General features: G+C 38.4%; 19 protein-coding genes and 1 tRNA gene. 4 read left to right on the top strand and 16 right to left on the bottom strand.

Annotated features, from left to right (window positions below; all coding sequences use genetic code 11):
* The first annotated feature begins 84 nt into the window (after positions 1-84).
* Positions 85-870, top strand: coding sequence for a T9SS type A sorting domain-containing protein (locus tag ASG01_RS13515; RefSeq protein ID WP_055864649.1), 786 nt, complete (start codon positions 85-87; stop codon positions 868-870).
* A gap of 50 nt (positions 871-920) precedes the next feature.
* Here ASG01_RS13515 and ASG01_RS13510 read toward each other — a convergent pair whose 3' ends face one another.
* From ASG01_RS13510 to ASG01_RS13445, 14 genes are all read right to left on the bottom strand, one after another.
* On the bottom strand, positions 921-3737 hold the full coding sequence (locus ASG01_RS13510; protein ID WP_238584556.1) for an aminopeptidase: 2817 nt from the start codon (positions 3735-3737) through the stop codon (positions 921-923).
* A gap of 60 nt (positions 3738-3797) precedes the next feature.
* Positions 3798-5165 carry an orotidine-5'-phosphate decarboxylase gene (gene pyrF, locus ASG01_RS13505; protein ID WP_055864646.1) on the bottom strand — a complete coding sequence of 456 codons (1368 nt, stop codon included), beginning with the start codon at positions 5163-5165 and terminating at the stop codon, positions 3798-3800.
* Positions 5166-5286: 121 nt separating this feature from the next.
* A complete protein-coding gene (locus ASG01_RS13500; protein WP_055864643.1) occupies positions 5287-5619 on the bottom strand; it encodes a YkvA family protein in 333 nt (110 codons plus the stop codon).
* Between the two features lie 77 nt (positions 5620-5696).
* Complete coding sequence (locus tag ASG01_RS13495; protein WP_055864641.1) at positions 5697-6236, bottom strand: TlpA family protein disulfide reductase; 540 nt, start codon at positions 6234-6236, stop codon at positions 5697-5699.
* Positions 6233-6796, bottom strand: coding sequence for a thioredoxin family protein (locus ASG01_RS13490; protein ID WP_055864638.1), 564 nt, complete (start codon positions 6794-6796; stop codon positions 6233-6235). The genes ASG01_RS13495 and ASG01_RS13490 overlap by 4 nt, the downstream gene beginning before the upstream one ends.
* A 30-nt stretch (positions 6797-6826) precedes the next feature.
* Positions 6827-7897 carry a chorismate synthase gene (gene aroC, locus ASG01_RS13485; RefSeq protein WP_055864635.1) on the bottom strand — a complete coding sequence of 357 codons (1071 nt, stop codon included), beginning with the start codon at positions 7895-7897 and terminating at the stop codon, positions 6827-6829.
* Positions 7898-7939: 42 nt separating this feature from the next.
* On the bottom strand, positions 7940-9580 hold the full coding sequence (locus ASG01_RS13480) for an LIC_10190 family membrane protein (RefSeq protein WP_055864633.1): 1641 nt from the start codon (positions 9578-9580) through the stop codon (positions 7940-7942).
* 55 nt (positions 9581-9635) lie between these two features.
* Positions 9636-10175, bottom strand: coding sequence for a YMGG-like glycine zipper-containing protein (locus ASG01_RS13475; RefSeq protein ID WP_055864630.1), 540 nt, complete (start codon positions 10173-10175; stop codon positions 9636-9638).
* Between the two features lie 388 nt (positions 10176-10563).
* Positions 10564-10634 (bottom strand) — tRNA-Cys (locus ASG01_RS13470).
* A 46-nt stretch (positions 10635-10680) separates the two neighbouring features.
* The gene (locus ASG01_RS13465) at positions 10681-11190 is read right to left on the bottom strand and encodes an RDD family protein (RefSeq protein ID WP_055864628.1); all 510 of its coding nucleotides are present in this window, start codon (positions 11188-11190) and stop codon (positions 10681-10683) included.
* A gap of 18 nt (positions 11191-11208) precedes the next feature.
* The gene (gene folB / locus ASG01_RS13460) at positions 11209-11568 is read right to left on the bottom strand and encodes a dihydroneopterin aldolase (protein WP_055864625.1); all 360 of its coding nucleotides are present in this window, start codon (positions 11566-11568) and stop codon (positions 11209-11211) included.
* A 51-nt stretch (positions 11569-11619) separates the two neighbouring features.
* A complete protein-coding gene (gene nadA, locus ASG01_RS13455; RefSeq protein ID WP_055864622.1) occupies positions 11620-12639 on the bottom strand; it encodes a quinolinate synthase NadA in 1020 nt (339 codons plus the stop codon).
* Between the two features lie 52 nt (positions 12640-12691).
* Positions 12692-13255 (bottom strand): guanylate kinase, encoded by a 564-nt coding sequence (gene gmk / locus ASG01_RS13450; RefSeq protein WP_055864619.1) that lies wholly within the window; start codon positions 13253-13255, stop codon positions 12692-12694.
* 26 nt (positions 13256-13281) lie between these two features.
* Positions 13282-14127 (bottom strand): YicC family protein, encoded by an 846-nt coding sequence (locus ASG01_RS13445; protein WP_238584555.1) that lies wholly within the window; start codon positions 14125-14127, stop codon positions 13282-13284.
* Between the two features lie 124 nt (positions 14128-14251).
* On the opposite strand from ASG01_RS13445, the gene miaA reads away from it, so the two are divergent.
* Positions 14252-15163, top strand: coding sequence for a tRNA (adenosine(37)-N6)-dimethylallyltransferase MiaA (gene miaA / locus ASG01_RS13440; RefSeq protein ID WP_055864612.1), 912 nt, complete (start codon positions 14252-14254; stop codon positions 15161-15163).
* A 33-nt stretch (positions 15164-15196) separates the two neighbouring features.
* On the top strand, positions 15197-15754 hold the full coding sequence (locus tag ASG01_RS13435) for a thioredoxin family protein (RefSeq protein ID WP_055864608.1): 558 nt from the start codon (positions 15197-15199) through the stop codon (positions 15752-15754).
* A gap of 46 nt (positions 15755-15800) precedes the next feature.
* Here the strand turns inward: ASG01_RS13435 and ASG01_RS13430 are convergent, their stop codons facing one another.
* Positions 15801-16439, bottom strand: a complete 639-nt coding sequence (locus ASG01_RS13430; protein ID WP_055864605.1) for an MBL fold metallo-hydrolase — start codon at positions 16437-16439, stop codon at positions 15801-15803.
* 76 nt (positions 16440-16515) lie between these two features.
* On the opposite strand from ASG01_RS13430, the gene ASG01_RS13425 reads away from it, so the two are divergent.
* The gene (locus tag ASG01_RS13425; RefSeq protein ID WP_055864603.1) at positions 16516-17727 is read left to right on the top strand and encodes a type IX secretion system plug protein domain-containing protein; all 1212 of its coding nucleotides are present in this window, start codon (positions 16516-16518) and stop codon (positions 17725-17727) included.
* A gap of 60 nt (positions 17728-17787) precedes the next feature.
* Here ASG01_RS13425 and hemH read toward each other — a convergent pair whose 3' ends face one another.
* On the bottom strand, positions 17788-18816 hold the full coding sequence (gene hemH / locus ASG01_RS13420; protein ID WP_055864952.1) for a ferrochelatase: 1029 nt from the start codon (positions 18814-18816) through the stop codon (positions 17788-17790).

The following is an 18816-nucleotide window of genomic DNA, read 5'->3' as shown; positions in this document are numbered from 1 at the left end:
TTAACAATAAATTAACTTTATTATTGTGTAATCTTAAAAAATGCGGGTAATTTTGGGCCTGTAATTATCAATATTAAAATTATCATGAAGAAATTTTTTACTGTCTTAAGTTTTGTGTCTTTTACTGCAGCCTTTCAGGCGCAACAAACAGTGGTGTTGTCTGAAAATTTTTCGACGTTTACAGCCGGAGGAAACACATCCAATTCAGGAGTAGGTGCGCCGGATGTGACCGATATTTATACAACAGGTGCTTCTATTACGCCAACAGCAAATTTTCCGCAGGGAACTAAGGTGTACAGTGCAGGAGGAATGGCAAAATTGGGAACTGGTTCTGTAATCGGATCAATGACATCCAAAACTTTAGACCTATCATCAAACGGTGGAAATGTAACCATCACTTTCGACGTAAAAGGCTGGAGTAACGCAGGAACAATTTTGGTAAAAGTAACCGGAAAAGCAGATCAAACGGTTTCTTACAGCGCGGTAATGGCAGGAATGCCTGAAACTAAAACGGTGACTTTTACAGGCGGAACAGCGGGTTCAACGGTGACTTTCGAAACGCCAGCTTCATCTCTTCGCGCATTTATCGATAATATTGAAATCAAAACCGGCAATGCAGTGCTTGCTGTAAATGATGCTCAAAAAACCAAAAGCATTTTCGTGAAAAATACTTTGGTGAAAAACGGAGAAATTTTGTTTGGGCAAACAGCTGACAAAGTGAAAATCTTTAATATGAACGGACAGATTGTGAAGACCTTCTCGGTAAAAGAAAATCAGAATATCAATGTTTCAGATCTTCCAAAAGGAAATTATATCGTGAATGCAACCGTAAACAATACTTTAGTTTCTCAGAAAATAATGAAAGATTAATATTGAATGCTTTCAAAAAATAAAAGCTGTCTTCGGGCAGCTTTTATTTGTTAGTACCAGCCTCGTCTGGCAGCGTTAATGATCGTTCCCAGATTAAGAATCAGAGTATAACGGATTCTTTTTCCGTAATCTTTAAAACCAGGTTCGAAGCCTAAAGACGACTGCACCGGAAGAAAAATCTCAAGAAAATCAGGAATCAAACGTACTTTCACGCCGCTGTCCCAGATGAACTTCACATCTGTATTTTTATTCTGATATACTCCCGCATCTGCATACACATGGAAAATTTTCCAGACGCTGCTGTCGACATTGAAAGACGTAATCCATTTATTTACACTTCCCGGAATAAATGATTTGAAACCGCCGTCAGCTAAAACAAACTGCTGAGAAAGAATACCGCCCGTCGCACTCTGTCCTAATAGATTATACGAAAAAGAGTAATCGGAAACACGCGAAATTCCGTAATCGAAAGTGTTGTTCCGTGTCTCATTTCTGATAAAATAGCCTGCAAAAAGTCTTAAACTCAGCTTTTGTCTTGGCGCAAATTCCCAGCGGTAGAAGGCCTCAGACGTGATTTTATTATAATCTTCCATTCCCTGCGTACTGATGCTGAAGCTTTTCTCATGAATCATTTTGTTGTCGGTATATCCGTAACCGATTGTCCAGAGATTATATTTTCCGTAATCGCGTTTGGCAACCATTTCAGGGCTGAGTTCACGTTCAAAATAATTGTAAGAAATGCTCGCGCCGCGGCTCACCGTACTTCGCGGATCCTTTCTGAAACCAATGCTGCTGTACAAAGACGCTTTCCGGTATGAAAGATCAAAATCGTAGTGGAAATAGGATCCGGAAACACCAAACGTCAGACTCTGAATAATGCTTTCAGCCGGCAAAAATGTATACGCAACGGCGCCAGATCCGGTTAATTTTCCGGTCCCGGTACTGTAAGACGGCGTGATAGAGTAGAGGAATTTCTGGTCAAAAAGCGACTGGTTTTTGAAATTCATCCCAATCAGAAACTTGTCGTACGTGTTGGTAAATCTCACGCGCGGATTCAGATAAATCTCATTAAACTCAGGATTCGGAACGTCTTTGATGAATTTAAACTTGATTTTTTTCGAGTTTGAAAACAGACCTTTCGTGTACAGATAATTGTCACGGAAATTCGCTTCAGGAAAAATAAAATCATTATTGATGACGATTTTGTAAATATTTTCAGCCGGAAGATCCACCGTTGTCACACGCTGATTTTCTTCGGTTTCGATCCAGACAGATTTCTTTTCTCCGCTTCTGGTCTGCGTTTCCAGCTTCACAGGAATATTTTCGTCTGTGTTTTTTGCGATTCTTATTTCTAAAGAATCATTTTTTGGTTTAAATTTTTTAAGCTTAAAATTCGTTCGGTTTTTCTGATTAAAATAACCGTTCAGATATTTTACAGAAGTATCTTTTGCTGCAAGTTTTTGCAGAAAATCATTGGGATTTGTCGCCTGCTGACTGTTTTCTGAAATATAATTTTTTAAAATCGCTTCAAAATTATCCTCACCCATTTTATCAGCAGAAAATGCGAAAAGACTTCCGGTTTCGAAGCTGCTGATTGCCATATCATTAAAATTACTCAATGCTGAAAACGGTTCACCAATTTTCTGATCGAGGTTTTGAGACATGATGTACTGATACGCCAAACCGTAGCGGTCGAGCAGTTTTACATCAGAAACATGAAACAGTTTTACGGGTTTTATGCCCAGAATTTTTGTTTCGTTTAAATTTCCGAGGAGTTTGGCGTTGCTGTAAAATTTGGTTAAATACTGAATTTCGAGATACGATTTCAGACCGTTTTTAAACCAGTGATATTCTTCTTTATCAGCGATGATGATGTTGTCAAGAATCTTTTTTGCCACAATTCCGAAATAATCCTGATCGGTTTTTTCAGCATCTGTAAATAATTTAAAACGGAATTTCCAGAAGCTGATATCGTTGTTCCCAAAAAAATCTTCTTTCGCGCGAAACTTCTCAGAGATAAAAATACTCGGCGGAATTTTCCCGATTCTGTCTTTTAAAAATTTAAGCTGAAGCGGAAGAAAAAACTCAAGATTCTGAATTTCCTGCGGCGTGAGTTTATATCCAAATTTTATTTGCGTGGCAATTTCAGGATCAAGAATTTCAATAGAAGGGAAGGTGTTGGGAGCAATTACAAATTCGGGATCGACATCCGATGAACCGGTAAATTCTTTCTCTGAAATTTTCTGAAGGTTGCTGTGCGCAAAAAAAGTTGCCGGAATATCCAATTTAATATTCCAGAACGTATTGAAATTGACTGATTCTTCCGTGTCTTTATAGCTTCTCGGAATTCGGTTTTCAGGATCAAAATGATCAGGAACTATGAAGAAATATTTAAGATTAACCAGCGATTCACCCGTTCCGTAACCGGTAAATTTCCTGTCGGGAAGCTGCAAAGTATATTTTAAACTAAACCGTAAAACTTCACCAGATTTTAAAGGCTGCTGAAGTTTTATGAAAATATTTTCTTTAGATAAATCTTCCTGAGTAATAGAAAAACGGTCAGAATCTGACTGTAAAATCAGAATTTTGCCGGTCTCTTCTGGTTTCGCAAAATAAAGACTGTTGTTCCGGTCTTCAAGTTTGCGTTCGACAAGCGCCGTTCTCCGTTTGCTGTACGCCGCAACCCAGTTCAGAAGTTTCAGACTGTCAAGATCAGTTTGCGATCGGTTGTGATAAACAATCTGCTGCGTTACCGAAAGCGTTTTTTTGTCTTCGCTAAGTTTTGCCTGAATGTAAATACTGTCTTTCTGTGCAGAAATCAAAGTGATCCCACAGCAAATAAACAGAAAATTGATAAAATTTTTCAACAGGAAACTAAAGTATCAAATTTCAGGCAAATAAGCACGGCTTTTTCAGAATCGGATTTTTTATTTTTTTTCAAGAGAATTCAAATATGCGCCCCAACCAGCATTTTTATAAGTGGCAGCCGCTTCTGTTGGATTTTCAGCCTTGTAAATTCCGCGGCCAACGATGATGAAATCGCTGTGCAACATACTGAAAACGTGTTCCGGCGTGTTATACTGCTGACCTTTTCCGTCACCGGAGTCTGCAAGATTAACGCCCGGAGTGAATAGTAAAATTTCTTCCGGCAAGGGATTTTGGGAAACACCGCCGATAACATTTGGATGCGAAAGCGCAACTTTTAAAGCTTCCTCACGATAGCTGCTTGTCGTTAATGTACCTTTTGACGACATACCAATGATTGCGACAACGCCCACATTTCTGAAGCAGTCGAGCGATTCGAAACCACCAATTACCTGTGAAGTAACAAAATCTGCCCAGTCGGTAATTCTGAAAACGCCACTTTTAAACTGAAGTTCCTGTGTATTTCCAATATCGGCAAACTTACGGTCTTCCATTAATAAAAAACGGTGACGTGAGGCAATTTCCTTTAAAGGGAGAATGGTTTTTTCGTATTCAAAATCTGAAATAATATCGATGTGCGTTTTTAAAGCGATAATGTGCGGACCCACTTTTTCGGCGAAATCTAAAAGTTCCTCGGTGCTCGTCACATCCGCGGATGCGATTAGATTTGATTCTTTGGCCAAAGCCAGTTCCAATAATTTTTTTGAGACCGAATGCTGCGCCTGCTCCAGTTTCTGACCGTAAGAAAGTCTGGTCTTTTCTTCAAACTGAATATGATTCCCTTTCAGAAAATCCTGAATTCTCATCACTTCGTCATCTGCAAGTTCACCTTTTTCTTTTAAAATCGAACAAACTTCAGAAATATTGAAAAGCGTATGAACACGGTAACCTTTGCTTTCTAAAAGCTGTTTCCCGCCCTGTTCCCTGTCTAAAACAACGACGATGTCGGCAACTTTCAGATCTTCCTGTTCTATTTCAGCAATAGTTTCGATCAGCGATTTACCCGAAGTGATCACATCTTCCACCAAAAGGCAGTTTTGCCCTTTCTGGTATATGCCTTCAATCATCTTTTTGGTACCGTAATCTTTGGCCTCCTTTCTTTTAATAATCAACGGAATATAGCTTTCAAGAGACATCGCGGTCGCCATCGGAAGTGCTGCGTAAGGAACTCCACAAATCAGGTCAAAATTATCTAAAGGAAGCATTTCCAACAGATAATTGGCCAGATTTTTCAGGATTTTCGGGTCAGAAGCCAACGGTCTTAAATCTACATAAAACGGACTTTCGATACCGCTTTTTAATGTAAATCTTCCAAATTTGATGATTCCCAGCTTGTAGCATTCCAAAAAGAATTCTTTTTTACTTTCCATGATGTATTATTAGATGACTGCAAATTTAAGGATTTTCGGCAAGCTGTAAATCGAAGATTTTGATTAGATGAGGATTTGTAAACGAAAAAAGCCATCTCGAATATCAAGATGGCATCTTTTTTTAAAGAATTTCTGCTTCAATGGTTTTGCTACCGTTCTTTTCGGCTTCCCAAAGAAGGAATTTATCAACTTCACGTAAAAGTTTTGGAATCGTTAGCGACAAAACCGCCAGATCATCCATCACCCCAAGCACCGGAATTGCCACTTCAGGAAGTAGATCGATTGGTGAAATCACATATAGAAGACCCAAGAGCGGTAATATCATATCGATAGAACGCATCGGATACGAGCCGTTTTTCCACATTCTCACCATTCTGAAAATATCCGGAATTTTCTGTACAAAACCCTTATGCGCAATGGCTTTCTTGGCTAAATCTATTTTTGAATACTTCATATTTGGATTGGTTTTCAGATAATTTATCTGTTAAATGACTCAAAATCTGTACCAACAAAAGGGAATTATATGTTAATCTATTTTATGATATTGTCTAAAAACTGATGAATAGACTCAGTGTTCCAGTCGGTTGCGGCATCTTCTTTCATCAGGATTCTCCCATGTTGGTCAAGCAAAAATGTTGTCGGAAAAACCTTCGGAAGTATTTTTTCAGAGATTGGACTTTCGGCAATGTAAACCGGTGCGGTATACTTGTTTTCTTTTAAAAACTCACGGATTTTAGCTTCGTCATCCTTCATTGCGATCAGTACAAAATCAACATTTTCTTTTCTGCCTTCATATAATTTCTGAATCGACGGCCATTCTTTGCGGCACGGCGGACACCAGGTTCCCCAGAAATTCAGGAAAACAGGCTTTTTCCGGAAAGCTTTCAAATTGGTGTCTGCTGTATTTATTCCTTTTAAATCGACATCGTAATCTTCGGGCGCTATATGCACCGCACTTTCAATCGTTGCCACCGGGAAGAATGCATCTTTCAGATAATTTCTCACGCCAGGAACTAATAAGATTACACCTAAAATTGCAAAAATGACGATATACGTTACTATTTTTTTCATATTAAATCTAAAATTTCTGCCACTGCATCTTTACCTCGGTTTCTCGAATAGTAAATCTGAAGTTCGTTGTAAAACATATCTTTCGTATAATTTTCCGGGTCACCTTTGTGTTTTAAAAGTAGTTCGTGACCATATTTTGGTCGCGGTCCCCAGGTGTTATTTATTTCAAAGTTTTCATCTAAAATTAAAATCTTTGGAATTGAGCGCGTCCCGTTTGTCTGAAACTGATCGATCAGACTTTCATCAGAATCGCGCAGAAAAATTTTCACTTCATTTTTACCTTCAAAAAAGCGTACTACTGCAGGAACCGTCGCACTTGCATCACCACACCAGGTTTCAGAAATAATTAAAATCTTCCCCGTAAAATTTTTATCATCAAGCACTTCAAAAAGCACCTCATCAAAATTCAGTTTTTTCAAAGTGCGCTCCATTCGCTGAATTCCGAGATCATAATACGCCTTGTATTCAGTGTCTTGTAAGGTTTTAGGATTCTCGAGCCGGTTTTTCGCCGTTCCAATATATTCATCAAACGAGATCGCCTTGTCCCAATATTCTTTCATGATTTATTTAGATTTAATTAAAAATGATGGCTAAAAATTCACCGAATTTCTGGTTTTACTGATGAGAAAAAGATCGGCAAGCACAAACGCAGCGAGATTTTCTACAATAGGCACCGCTCTGGGAACGACGCAGGGATCGTGTCTGCCTTTGCCTTCCATCACTACTTCATTGCCTTTGCTGTCAATGCTTTTTTGTGGCTGTAAAATCGTTGCAACCGGTTTGAAAGCAACGCGGAAATAAATATCCATCCCATTTGAAATTCCTCCCTGAATTCCACCTGAAAGATTAGATTTTGTCGAAAAATCATAGTTAAAAGCATCATTGTGCTCGCTTCCTTTCATTTTTGCGCCACAAAATCCGCTTCCGTATTCAAAACCTTTGCAGGCATTAATGTTTAACATTGCTTTTGCCAGTTCGGCCTGAAGTTTAGAAAAAACGGGTTCGCCAATACCCACCGGAACATTTTTTATCACACATGTAATCGTTCCGCCGATTGTGTCACCAGCTTTTTTAATTTCTTTAATTTTCGCAATCATTTTCTCAGCAGTTTCTACATCCGGACAACGGACGGCATTGCTCTCTGTCTGAGAAAAATCAAGCACCTGATAGGGTTTTTCACAGAAAATTTCTCCCACAGAAGAAACATATGCATTGATCTCAATTTTTGGAATAAGCTGTTTCGCCAATGCGCCGGCAACAACCCAGTTTACGGTTTCGCGGGCAGAAGATTTTCCGCCACCACGGTAATCACGGATGCCGAATTTTTTGTCGTAGGTAAAATCTGCGTGGCTTGGCCGGTAAGAATCGGCGATATGTGCGTAATCTTTTGATTTCTGATTTTCATTGATAATCTGAAAACCAATCGGCGTTCCTGTCGTTTTTCCTTCAAAAATTCCGGAAAGAAACTGTACGGTATCGCTTTCTTTTCTCTGCGTTACGATGGCTGACTGTCCGGGTTTTCTGCGGTCGAGCTCGAGCTGAATCGTCTCAAAATCAATCTCAATTCCTGCAGGAAAATTGGTGATAATGCCACCGTAAGCAATTCCGTGGCTTTCGCCAAACGTAGAAAGAGAAAGAAAATTTCCTAATTGGTTGAACATAACACAAATTTACCCTTTTTCTTCAGATAATAAAAACTGTCGTTACGGTCGTGCGGTCGATTTTAATATTATGATAACTTCATCAAGCTGTCTTATTTCTGCAGAAGTCATTTTCTTTGAAACAAAACCTCTGGAAATATCGTTTGGATCAATCATTTGCGGAAAAATTTCTGTTCTCTGATAATCAAAAAGATAGCCTTCAGAAATTGCCGGTAAAGGCGTATCGAAATTGAAAGGATAATTTTTGGAAACATGAAAAGTGAGATTGCCAACTTTGAAAGTCTGATAAGCTTTATAAGAGTATTTTGAGGGTTTTATGAGCTGTTTGATTTCAAATTTACCCATGAATTCTGACATCCGGTAACTTGGAATGGCTGATGAGATCATTTTCGGAAAGCAGAAAAAAATCAGTATTAAAAATGATGAGACCGCAGAGATTTTTAAGGCTAAAGATTTTGAGATTGTACTGTAAAAAACGGTCAGAAAAATTATTAAAAAAACATCCAGAAAAAAGCGGTACTGCGCGGAAATTATTAAAATGATGATGCTTTTCATAATAACAGAAATCCAAAGGTGAGAGATTACTTTGTTTTTTTTTATAAAAGTAAAAATGGAAAATAAGATAAGGGCAAAAATGAATAGAATGTTGATTACCGACTTAATTCCGGGGATGAAAAGCCAGTTTTTTATGTTTTCTAAAACCGTGAATTTATTGATCTCAGCTGTGGAAAACTGGTTGTCGAAAGTTTTTTCAACGGCAAATTTCGAAGAAATTTCCATCAGTTTCGGATGGGGTTTCCAAAGAAGATTTAAATCAAAAAATGCTATCGGAAAAATGGGATATCCAAAGACGTAGAGATTTTTTATAAGCATTAAAATCAAAATAAAAGTACCCGGAATTAGATTTTTAAAAGAGGATTTTAAAATGATTAAAACGTACACAAATGTAAAAACTGGCAACCAGAAAATAGTAGGTTTTATAGCGAATGCAAAGACTGAAAGCGCAAAGAGAAAAGTGATATTGGTGCTTTTCAAAAATATTTCATTAACAACAATCAGCGAAATAATCATAACCGCCAAATCCGGCGAAGGCGACTGCACAAACAGCAGAAAAAAAGGAATAAATATCAGTAGTAGCCAGGATTTTTTCTCAATTGAATAAACAAGAAATAATATGGTAAAAATTGCGTTGAGTCTTAAAAACGGATCCAGAATGTGAGAAAAAACACTTTCAAGTATATGCCAGAAAGAAGTTTGTCCGAGCGTGAGATCGAGGTTTGAAATGCCTTTTACAAAGCCAAATTCATCAAGCCAATTTACCGTAGAAACGTAGTATCCGAAATGATCTAAAATGTAAGGATAAAATGAAGAAAGAAATGCAGTGACAAGCGTTCCGGCAAATACTATTTTTAAATTTTTTCGGTCAAAATTTTGAAAATTGATTTTATCTCTGTTTAAAAATAATCCGGTAAAACCTACTGCAATTACTAGTGCTTCAATGTAAATATTTAAAGGAAAGAAAAATGCGAGAATTGCAGCAATACAAGTGACGAAGCAAATCCCTGTCAGCAATGTTCCTGATAAAAAATGAGATGAAATTTCCGGCAAAAGTCTTTCCGCAAGCAAACCCCAACCGTATAAAACCGGAAATATAAGAACTGCGGAAAGGAGGATAAACAGCATAAAAAAAGATTGCTCAAAAATAAGCAATCTTTTCTTTTATATATGAATGCGAGAATTATCTCGGCTGTACTCGTCCGTCTTTTCTGTCCTGCGATCTGCCGATTGTATAACCGGTCGCACCACCTGCAACGCCACCTATTACAGCACCAAGACCTCTGTTCTTTTTACTGATAAGTGCTCCGGCTGCAGCGCCACCAACGGCACCGATAATCGTACCTTTAGCGGCTTTACTCATTCCTTTTTTCTGAGTAGTGGTCTGTCCGCTGTTGTTTCCTGCATAACTTCCGTTGTTGCTGTTACCAGAACTTACGTATCGGTCTCTGTAAACCGTACGTGTTGCTGTTCTTTGTGACGCTCTGTTTGCAGCAGCTGTCGCTTTTGCTTTTTCGGCCTCTACAATAGAATCTGATCTGCGTTTGGTATCGTAAGCAATTTTTTCTTTTTCTATAGCGAGACGCTGTCTTTCAATTTCTAACTGTTTCGCCTGAAATTCTATTTTTTGCTGCTCTAATGCCTTTTCTGCAATCTTGTCGTCATTTTTACAGGCTGTAAGGGTAAAGGCCGCAAACATACCTGCAATTAATAAATTCTTCATAACTCAAATTTTTAATATTTATATTTTACTTTCTGTCTTAAAAACAATTTTGAAGCCAACCTTCATATTCTTTGAGTTTAAAAATATTCAGAAGTTAAAAAATAATTCCTTTTTCATGTTTTAAAATTTTGATTATCAATTACTAAAATAATAACTGTCAAATTTTATATACAAAACCTTAAGTGTAACGAACTGTTAAAATTTAATGGTTTAGCAGTCCGCTTTCAGAAATCATCTTGTTAAAAAAAGCAGAATTTATCTTCGGTTTTTGATATTATAAATGTGATCTTTCGAATTATAGAAAGTATTTAATTTCTCAAACTGAAAGCAGTAAAGCTTCTTTTGAGCAGAAAACAAAAAAATCTCTGATTAAGATCAGAGATTTAAGAGGTACCTAGCGGATTCGAACCGCTGTGGGTGGTGTTGCAGACCACTGCCTAGCCACTCGGCCAAAGTACCGTTTTCAGTGGTGCAAATATAGGTTTTTTTTCTTTTGATGCAAATATTAGAGCAGTCCTTTATTTCCAATTTCGTCAATTTCTGTGTTTTTATTTATTTCATTAAGAAATTTTTTATCATCTACCACACGCGTATTGCTCCACGAGTCGTGCCATCCAATATCTCCCAGAAAAGAGAAAGCATCAAAAGGTACCAATCTCGAGATATTTCGTATAAAAAATTCTTTGCCGCTTGGTTTACTGCCGTCTATACTGACAGCTCTCGTACCCGTAAGCAGTTTGCCTAAAGTCTTCCCGTTGCAGAAATATTCTGTTATAAAAACATACAGAAAATAGGTTATCCATCCCAAAAGAATGTCTTCAAAGCGCGTTAAACCTTCAAGCTTATAGACAAATTTAATCAGAAATTCTATCTCAAAGAATTGGTACAGAGTAGCTGCTAAAAATCCTAGTCCGACAAAAAAGAGAATAATAACAGTTCGGTCAATTAAAAAATTTAAAAATCGCGCACCTTTTGATGCCTTGTTTCTTTCTACAATACGTAAATTTTCTATCATGGTAGTTTTTTACCGAAGTTAAATAAAACTTTTCTCAAGTTCTATACTCGCACCGATCATTTCGCCCTTCATCGGTGGATTTTTCTTCGTAATTTTTATCTTGATGTAAGAAATCTGCTGAAATTTTTCATGAATTTTATTTAAAATCCGAGCTGCGACATGTTCCAGAAGTTTAGAATTTATTGCCATTTCAGTATGCAGGATCTCATTAATATCAGCATAGCTTACCGTATCATTTACGTCGTCACTTTCGGCCGCTTTCCAAAGATCAGTATGAAGTTCGACATTTAAAATATAATATGTACCGATAATGTTTTCTTCGGGAAGAACGCCGTGGTAAGCGTAGATTTTTACATCTTCAAGAAATATTTTGCTCATAGTTTTTAGTTTAAAATTAAAAAAAAAGCGAGTAGAAACCCGCTTTAAAATTTATTTGATGCTTTTCGAAAGATCAAGCATTGCCTCAATCGGTTTCAAAGCTTTCAGCCGAAGTTCTTCATCAATAATAATCTCCGGAAGTTCATATTTCATGCACAGATACAGTTTTTCCATTGTATTTCTCTTCATGTAAAAACATTCTGAGCAGTTACAGCTTTCGTCAAAAACCAAAGCAGGAATCAGTTCCTTGTGTGGTGCACGTTTTCTCATTTCGTGAAGAATTCCTTCCTCTGTTGCGATGATAAATTTCTGGCAGTCATCCTGTTCCACAAAATTAAGAAGTGCAGACGTCGAACCGATGAAGTGTGCCAGTTTCAAAACGGCTTCTTCACTTTCCGGGTGAGCGATAAGTTTGGCATCAGGGTTTTCGGCAAGCTGTTTTGCAATTCTTTCCATCGAGAAAGCTTCGTGTACGATGCAGCTTCCGTCCCAGAGAATCATGTCCCGACCTGTTTTTTGAGACAGATATCTCCCCAGGTTTTTATCAGGCGCGAAAATAATCGGGCGGTCGGCTGGCAGCGCTTCGATGATGGTTTCTGCGTTCGAACTTGTTACAATAATATCACTTTCGGCCTTCGTCTCAGCGTTGCAGTTAATATAGGTTGCGATGAGCGCGTTGGGATACTGCTCACGCATTTTTCGTAAACCTTCACCTGAACAGCCGTCAGCAAGCGAACAGCCTGCTTTTGTATCAGGCAGAACCACTTTTTTGGTCGGATTTAAAATTTTTGCGGCTTCCGCCATAAAATGAACGCCACAAAATACGATCATATCGGCATCGGTATCCTTTGCCTGACGTGCGAGCTGAAGAGAGTCGCCAAGAAAATCGGCAATATCCTGAATATCTCCCGTTTGATAATAATGCGCAAGAATAACAGCGTTTTTTTCCTTCTTAAGATCTAAAATCGCCTGTTTCAGCGCTTCACCTTTCGGAATATCGAGATAGGAGAGGTCTAAAAATCCTCTCACCGGAATGGCAGATTTTGCTTTATCTAATGTTTCTGTACTCATGTTTTTTGGTGTATTTAATTTTCACAAAAATTAATAAAAAGTGTTTTATTTTTTAAGAAGAAATAAATTCTGAAATTAATTTTTCAAGCTGAATTTTAGCTTTAGAAAGATCATCATTAATGACGATTTCGTCAAACCGATCAGCAAATTCTAGTTCTTCTTTTGCTTTTTGCACGCGGGTCTTAATAGTTTCAGCATCGTCTGTTGCCCTTGAAATTAATCTGCGCTCCAGTTCCTGAATGGAAGGCGGTTCAATAAAAATCGAAAGTGCCTGCTCACCAAAATAATTTTTTAGCGAAACACCGCCTTTTACATCCACATCAAAAATCACTGTTTTTCCAGTTTGCCAGATCTTTTCAACTTCAGATTTCAGCGTGCCGTAATATTTATCGGTATACACTTCTTCAAATTCCACAAAAGCATCTTCCGCAATTTTTCCACGAAAGTCCTCCGGCGAAATAAAATGATAATCGATCTGATGCTGTTCGCTTCCGCGCGGCGCTCGTGTTGTACAGGAAATTGAAAATTCTAGCTTGGGGAAAACCGAAAGGCAATACTTTACCAACGTCGTTTTTCCGCTTCCGGAAGGCGCCGAAAAAATGATAACTTTATTCATTTAATGATAAAATCTAATTTTCGCTTTTACAGAACATTTAAGGTCTGTTCTTTTATTTTTTCAAGATCATCTTTCATCATCACCACGATTTTCTGAATCTCTGCGTGATTGGCTTTTGAACCTAAAGTATTAATCTCGCGGCCAATTTCCTGTGCTATAAATCCGAGTTTTTTTCCGTTGAAATTCTCATTGTTCATCACGTCAGAATAATATTTCAGATGCTGGGCAAGGCGAACTTTTTCTTCAGAAATATCCAGTTTTTCGGTATAATAAGCCATTTCCTGATAGAAACGCGTCTCATCAACATTTTCAAATTCCTTCAAAGTTTTTTCGTAGCGCTCTTTTACCGAAGAAAGCCTTACTTCTTCAAAAGGAATCACATCATCAAGAGATTTTTCAATATTGGAAAGGTTTCGCTTCAGTTCTTCATGCAGAATATTGCCTTCCGTTTTTCTGAATTCTTCAAATTTTTCAAGCGCAGAAAGCAGAATTTCAATGATGGTTTTCCATTCACCTTCATTCAGTTCGTCCTGTTTTGTAGAGATCGCATCCGGAAGTCGCACCGCCATTTTCAGATACTCAAAATCGGGTCCGTCGCCGGCCACAGAACGCAGCTCATTCATATAAGAATCGATCAGCGTACGGTTGATCTTTACATCGTTGCTTTCCTGCAGATTTTCGAGCGAAACGTAGCAGTCTACCTTCCCGCGGATGATGCGGTCGTTGAGCATTTTACGGATTTCAAACTCTTTTTCTTTGTAGCGCATCGGCACCTTTACATTCAAATCAAAACTTTTGGAATTGAGCGATTTTATGTCGATTGCAATTTTTTTCCCTTCAAAAACACCTTCGGCTCTCCCGAATCCGGTCATTGATAAAATCATACTTTTCTATTGTTGTACAAAGATAAACATTTAAATTAGCAAAGTAAAACGCGCATTACTGCTTATTTTTTATGAAATTCAGACGTAATGATTTTCTTAAATTTCAACATTCATGAAAACTTTGATTTCCGTCGTGGGAACAACCGGAATCGGCAAAACCAAACTTGCCATTGATCTTGCCAGGCATTTTTCCACCGAAATTATCTCCTGCGATTCGCGTCAGTTTTTCCGCGAAATGAAAATCGGAACTGCAGCTCCTTCTGATGAAGAACTCGCTGCGGCAAAACATTATTTTGTTGGCAATCTTTCGGTTACCGACTATTATTCAATAGGACAGTTTGAGCATGATGCGCTTCAGCTCTTACAGGATTTATTTAATGAAAAAGATTTTGTAATCATGGTGGGTGGTAGCATGATGTACGAAAAAGCGGTAATTGAAGGTTTGAATGAACTACCGGAAGCTCATATCGAAAATCAGCAGAAACTCGCTGATATTTTTAAAAAGGATGGCATCGAAAAACTTCAGGAAATATTAAGAAATCTCGATCCTGAATATTATCAGAATGTTGATATTCACAATCCCAGAAGGCTTTTACGCGCAATCGACATCATCTGGCAAACGGGAAAAACGTACACCGAAAATATTTCTGCACCACAAGATGCTAGAAATTTCAGAACCGTAAGAATCGGGATTGAAGCGCCGCGTGAGATAATTTATGAAAGAATCAACCTTCGTGTTGATCAAATGCTGGAAAACGGACTTCTAAACGAAGCTGAGTATCTATTTAAAATTAAAAAAGAACATCCCGATTTGGCTTCACTCAATACCGTTGGCTATTCTGAACTGTTTAAATATTTTGAAGACGAATGGAGTCTTGATTTTGCAGTGTCTGAAATCAAAAAAAACTCGCGCCGTTTTGCAAAGAGACAGCTAACGTGGTACCGGAAAGAGGAAAATATTCTTTGGGTAAACTACGCAAATCCTTTCGCGGAATCTTTATCTTTGCTTAAAGATTTACTTTAAACCGAAATTTTTCACGTTCAAAAATTATTTATAATGTCAAATACACCTTCCAATATGCTTCCTTTGGGAACGAAAATTCCTTATTTTGAACTTCCGAATCCGTCAAAAAGCAGCGAAGTGCAGTCGCTCGACGATCTGAAAGGAGAGAAGGGAACGCTGGTGATTTTTATGTGCAATCACTGTCCGTTTGTGCTTCATGTGATCGATAAACTGAATGAGCTTTACGAAGATTACAACGAAGCTGGAATCGAATTTATCGCTATTAATGCCAACGATTCAGAAAAATATCCTGCCGATTCTCCGGAAAAAATGATTGAATTTCAGATGGAGAAAAAGTTTGATTTCGCATATTTATTTGACGAGAGTCAGGCTGTGGCAAAAGCTTTTAACGCTGCCTGCACACCGGATTTTTTCTTTTTTGATGAAAAAATGGATTTGATCTACCGCGGGCAAATGGATGATTCGCGACCTGGAAATCATAAAGAAGTGACCGGCGAGGATCTGATCATTGCCTTTGAAAATCTCCTGATCGGCGCGCCTCAGGAAGAATTGCAGAGACCAAGCATTGGTTGCAATATCAAATGGAAATAAGTATTTAGAAATAAACAAAAACTACCTTGAAAAAGGTAGTTTTTGTTTAGGTAAAAAAAGGATTGTGATCTTTTTCAAAGCCGATCTTTGTAGAATTTCCGTGCCCTGAATGAACGCCGGTTTCAGGATCTAAAATAAAAAGTTTTGTTTTAATATTTTCAATCAGCTGATCGTAATTTCCTTTGTACAGATCGGTGCGGCCGATACTTCCTTCAAAAAGTACATCACCGGAAATCATGAATTTTGATTTTTCATTATGATACACCACACTTCCCGGCGAATGCCCCGGAACGTGATAGACTTTGAATTCTTCACCATCCAACGTAAGCGTGTCGCCTTCCTTTATATATTTTACTTCGACATTAATTGACGGCAGCTGGAGACCAAAGCGCATTCCGCTCATCTGAAACATATCCAAAATCGGCTGTTCTTCTCTGTGCATCAAAACGGGTAGTTTAAACGTATCATACGCCCACTGCAAACCCAAAACATGATCGATATGCGCATGTGTGAGCAGAATTTTTTCGATTTTTAAATCTTTTTCTCTGATAAAATTGCTGATGTATTCTGTCTCTCCGCTGCTTCTGTTTCCGGGATCGATGAGCCATGAAGATTTATTATCGCTGTAAATAATATAGGTATTTTCGGCAGCAAAGTTTAAAGTAAAAGACTGTATATGAAGCATTATCTGAAGATTTTTTTGATACTCAAAAATACGATAATCTGGTTCAAAATAAAGATTTTTAAGTATATTCGTGGTAATGAAAACATTGCAGATTTTTTTTCTCGCGCTCAGCAGCCTGGTTTTTTCCCAAAACATCCAGAGTGTTCAGCTCTTCAATCCGTATACAAACGACGAAACGCCGGTTTTTAAAATGAATCAGCAGTTTGTGCTGAGTTTTGACGATCTTACCAACGGCAGTCAGATTTACCGCTACACGCTGAAACATTACGACAGAAACTGGGAAGACGACAATCTTTTTTTTACCGAAATTGCCAACGGCAGCATGAACGGACTGATCGATCAGTTTCAGTATTCTTTCAACACACTACAGCCGTACACGCATTATATACTGAAGTTTCCGAATGAAAAAATTCAGCCTAAAATTTCGGGTAATTTTGAAATTATCGTGTATAAAGATTCTGCTGACAAACCGCTTTTCAAAAGAAGATTTTCTCTGGTAGAAGATATGGTCACTGTTTTTGTAAATATGGAGCGTATCGCTGATGCCAAACGACCTGATATTAACCAGAGAGTTGAGGTGAAAGCAGTGACAAAAGGTGCCGATCTGGCCTCGAATGTGAATTCGATGACGCTTACGGTGCAGCAGAATAATAACCGCGCTTTCAGTATTTCAAATCTTCGTCCGAGTTCGACGCTTGGAAATCAGATTTTATATCAGCAGCTGAATCTGGCTTTTCCCGGAAACAATGAGTTTTATTATTTTGACAACAAAAATTTAAATATGGCCGCCGACATGGTGCGCGAGGCCGGATTGGTAGATGGTGTGCCGAATACTTTTCTGCATTCTGTATGGGCGTATCCACTCGACTATCAGTATCAGCCGGATGTAAATGGTGCTTGGTATTACCGCAGAAATGATCTTGGTTTAGAAAGAAATGCAGAGCGTGAAGCAGATTATTCCTGGGTGCATTTTTCGATTGATTCGGAGCCGATTGACAAAGAAATGTATGTTCTCGGTGGTTTTAATGATTTTAAAGCCGATAAACTTTCACAGATGACTTATGATGCCGCGACAAAGAAATATGTTGCCAAAATTTTCCTGAAACAGGGTTTTTACAATTATATTTTAGCCACAAAAGAAGCCAGCGGAAAACTTAATTACGGTGAAATCAACGGAAATTTCTGGCAGACTGAAAATTTATATCAGGCGTTTTTATATTACAAGCCTTTCGGCAGAAATTTCGACGGACTGATTGGTTACGGAGAGTTCCGGACGCCGGTACAGTAAGTTCTTTTGTTATTTAAGCAAAAAAAATCTGCAGAGACATATTCTGCAGATTTTTTATTTTTAAACCAGATAAAACTCGTTCAGTTTTTCTTCGCAAAGTGTTTTTACCACCTCAATCCATCGGTCTTCATCATTAAGACATGGAATATAATGAAAACTCTCGCCGCCGTTTTCAGTAAACTGATGCTTGCCTTCCACTGAGATTTCCTCTAAAGTTTCGAGGCAGTCAGACACAAAAGCCGGACAAACAATCGCAAGATTTTTCACGCCTTTTTTCGGTATGGTTTCCAAAGTTTCGTCGGTGTAAGGCTCCATCCACTTGTCTTTTCCAAGCCGTGACTGGAAGGAAACGATTACTTTCTCTTTCGGTAAATTCAGTTTTTCGATGACGCTTTCGGTCGTTTTAAAACACTGATGTCTGTAGCAAAACTGATGACTCGGATTTGATTCGCGCGTGCAGCAGTCGTTCAGATTGCAGGTTTTTGTAGGATCGGTTTTGTAAATGTGCCGCTCAGGAACGCCGTGATAAGAAAACTGCAGCGCATCAAAATTTTGCGGAAGTTTTTCTCGGATGCTTTCGGAAAGACAGTTGATGTAAATATCGCGGTCATAGAACGGCTGAATATACTGGATTTTCACGCCTGGAAATTTCTTTTTGCGCACTTCCTCCGCTTTATCAATCACCGTTTCCGTCGTGCTCATTGCATATTGCGGATAGAGTGGAAAAAGAACAATCTCGTCTACGCCGAGGTCGGCAAGTTTCTGCATTCCTCTTTCTATGCTGGGTTCAGCATACCGCATTCCAATTTCTACAGGAACATCTACGAGTTTTTCAAGCTTGTTTTTAATTTTCTGCGTGATGACAATCAACGGCGAACCGTCTTCGGTCCAAACTGTTTTGTATGCTTCGGCAGATTTTGCAGGTCTTGTATTCAAAATAATTCCCTGTACGAGAAGCGACCGGAAAAACCAGCGGTAATCGATCACTTTTTCGTCCATCAAAAATTCATCAAGATACTCGCGCACATCCGGCACAGAAGTCGAGCGCGGAGATCCGAGGTTGACCAGTAATATTCCCTTCATACTTAT

The sequence above is a fragment of the Chryseobacterium sp. Leaf180 genome, from assembly GCF_001424585.1.
In the GTDB taxonomy this organism is placed as follows: Bacteria; Bacteroidota; Bacteroidia; order Flavobacteriales; family Weeksellaceae; genus Chryseobacterium.
The sequence above is the reverse complement of the archived record's forward strand: the minus strand, read 5'-3'. Positions and strand labels throughout refer to the sequence as shown.

Bases quoted from the DNA above. Each gene is read 5' to 3' on its own strand.
- pyrF (WP_055864646.1), bottom strand. From the start codon at position 5,165: ATGGAAAGTAAAAAAGAATTCTTTTTGGAATGCTACAAGCTGGGAATC.
- gmk (WP_055864619.1), bottom strand. From the start codon at position 13,255: ATGAATAAAGTTATCATTTTTTCGGCGCCTTCCGGAAGCGGAAAAACG.
- nadA (WP_055864622.1), bottom strand. From the start codon at position 12,639: ATGAGTACAGAAACATTAGATAAAGCAAAATCTGCCATTCCGGTGAGA.
- ASG01_RS13480 (WP_055864633.1), bottom strand. From the start codon at position 9,580: ATGCTGTTTATCCTCCTTTCCGCAGTTCTTATATTTCCGGTTTTATAC.
- miaA (WP_055864612.1), top strand. From the start codon at position 14,252: ATGAAAACTTTGATTTCCGTCGTGGGAACAACCGGAATCGGCAAAACC.
- ASG01_RS13430 (WP_055864605.1), bottom strand. From the start codon at position 16,439: ATGCTTCATATACAGTCTTTTACTTTAAACTTTGCTGCCGAAAATACC.
- ASG01_RS13500 (WP_055864643.1), bottom strand. From the start codon at position 5,619: ATGAAGTATTCAAAAATAGATTTAGCCAAGAAAGCCATTGCGCATAAG.
- ASG01_RS13515 (WP_055864649.1), top strand. From the start codon at position 85: ATGAAGAAATTTTTTACTGTCTTAAGTTTTGTGTCTTTTACTGCAGCC.
- ASG01_RS13495 (WP_055864641.1), bottom strand. From the start codon at position 6,236: ATGAAAAAAATAGTAACGTATATCGTCATTTTTGCAATTTTAGGTGTA.
- aroC (WP_055864635.1), bottom strand. From the start codon at position 7,897: ATGTTCAACCAATTAGGAAATTTTCTTTCTCTTTCTACGTTTGGCGAA.
- ASG01_RS13425 (WP_055864603.1), top strand. From the start codon at position 16,516: ATGAAAACATTGCAGATTTTTTTTCTCGCGCTCAGCAGCCTGGTTTTT.
- ASG01_RS13445 (WP_238584555.1), bottom strand. From the start codon at position 14,127: ATGACCGGATTCGGGAGAGCCGAAGGTGTTTTTGAAGGGAAAAAAATT.
- ASG01_RS13475 (WP_055864630.1), bottom strand. From the start codon at position 10,175: ATGAAGAATTTATTAATTGCAGGTATGTTTGCGGCCTTTACCCTTACA.
- ASG01_RS13465 (WP_055864628.1), bottom strand. From the start codon at position 11,190: ATGATAGAAAATTTACGTATTGTAGAAAGAAACAAGGCATCAAAAGGT.
- ASG01_RS13435 (WP_055864608.1), top strand. From the start codon at position 15,197: ATGTCAAATACACCTTCCAATATGCTTCCTTTGGGAACGAAAATTCCT.
- folB (WP_055864625.1), bottom strand. From the start codon at position 11,568: ATGAGCAAAATATTTCTTGAAGATGTAAAAATCTACGCTTACCACGGC.
- ASG01_RS13490 (WP_055864638.1), bottom strand. From the start codon at position 6,796: ATGAAAGAATATTGGGACAAGGCGATCTCGTTTGATGAATATATTGGA.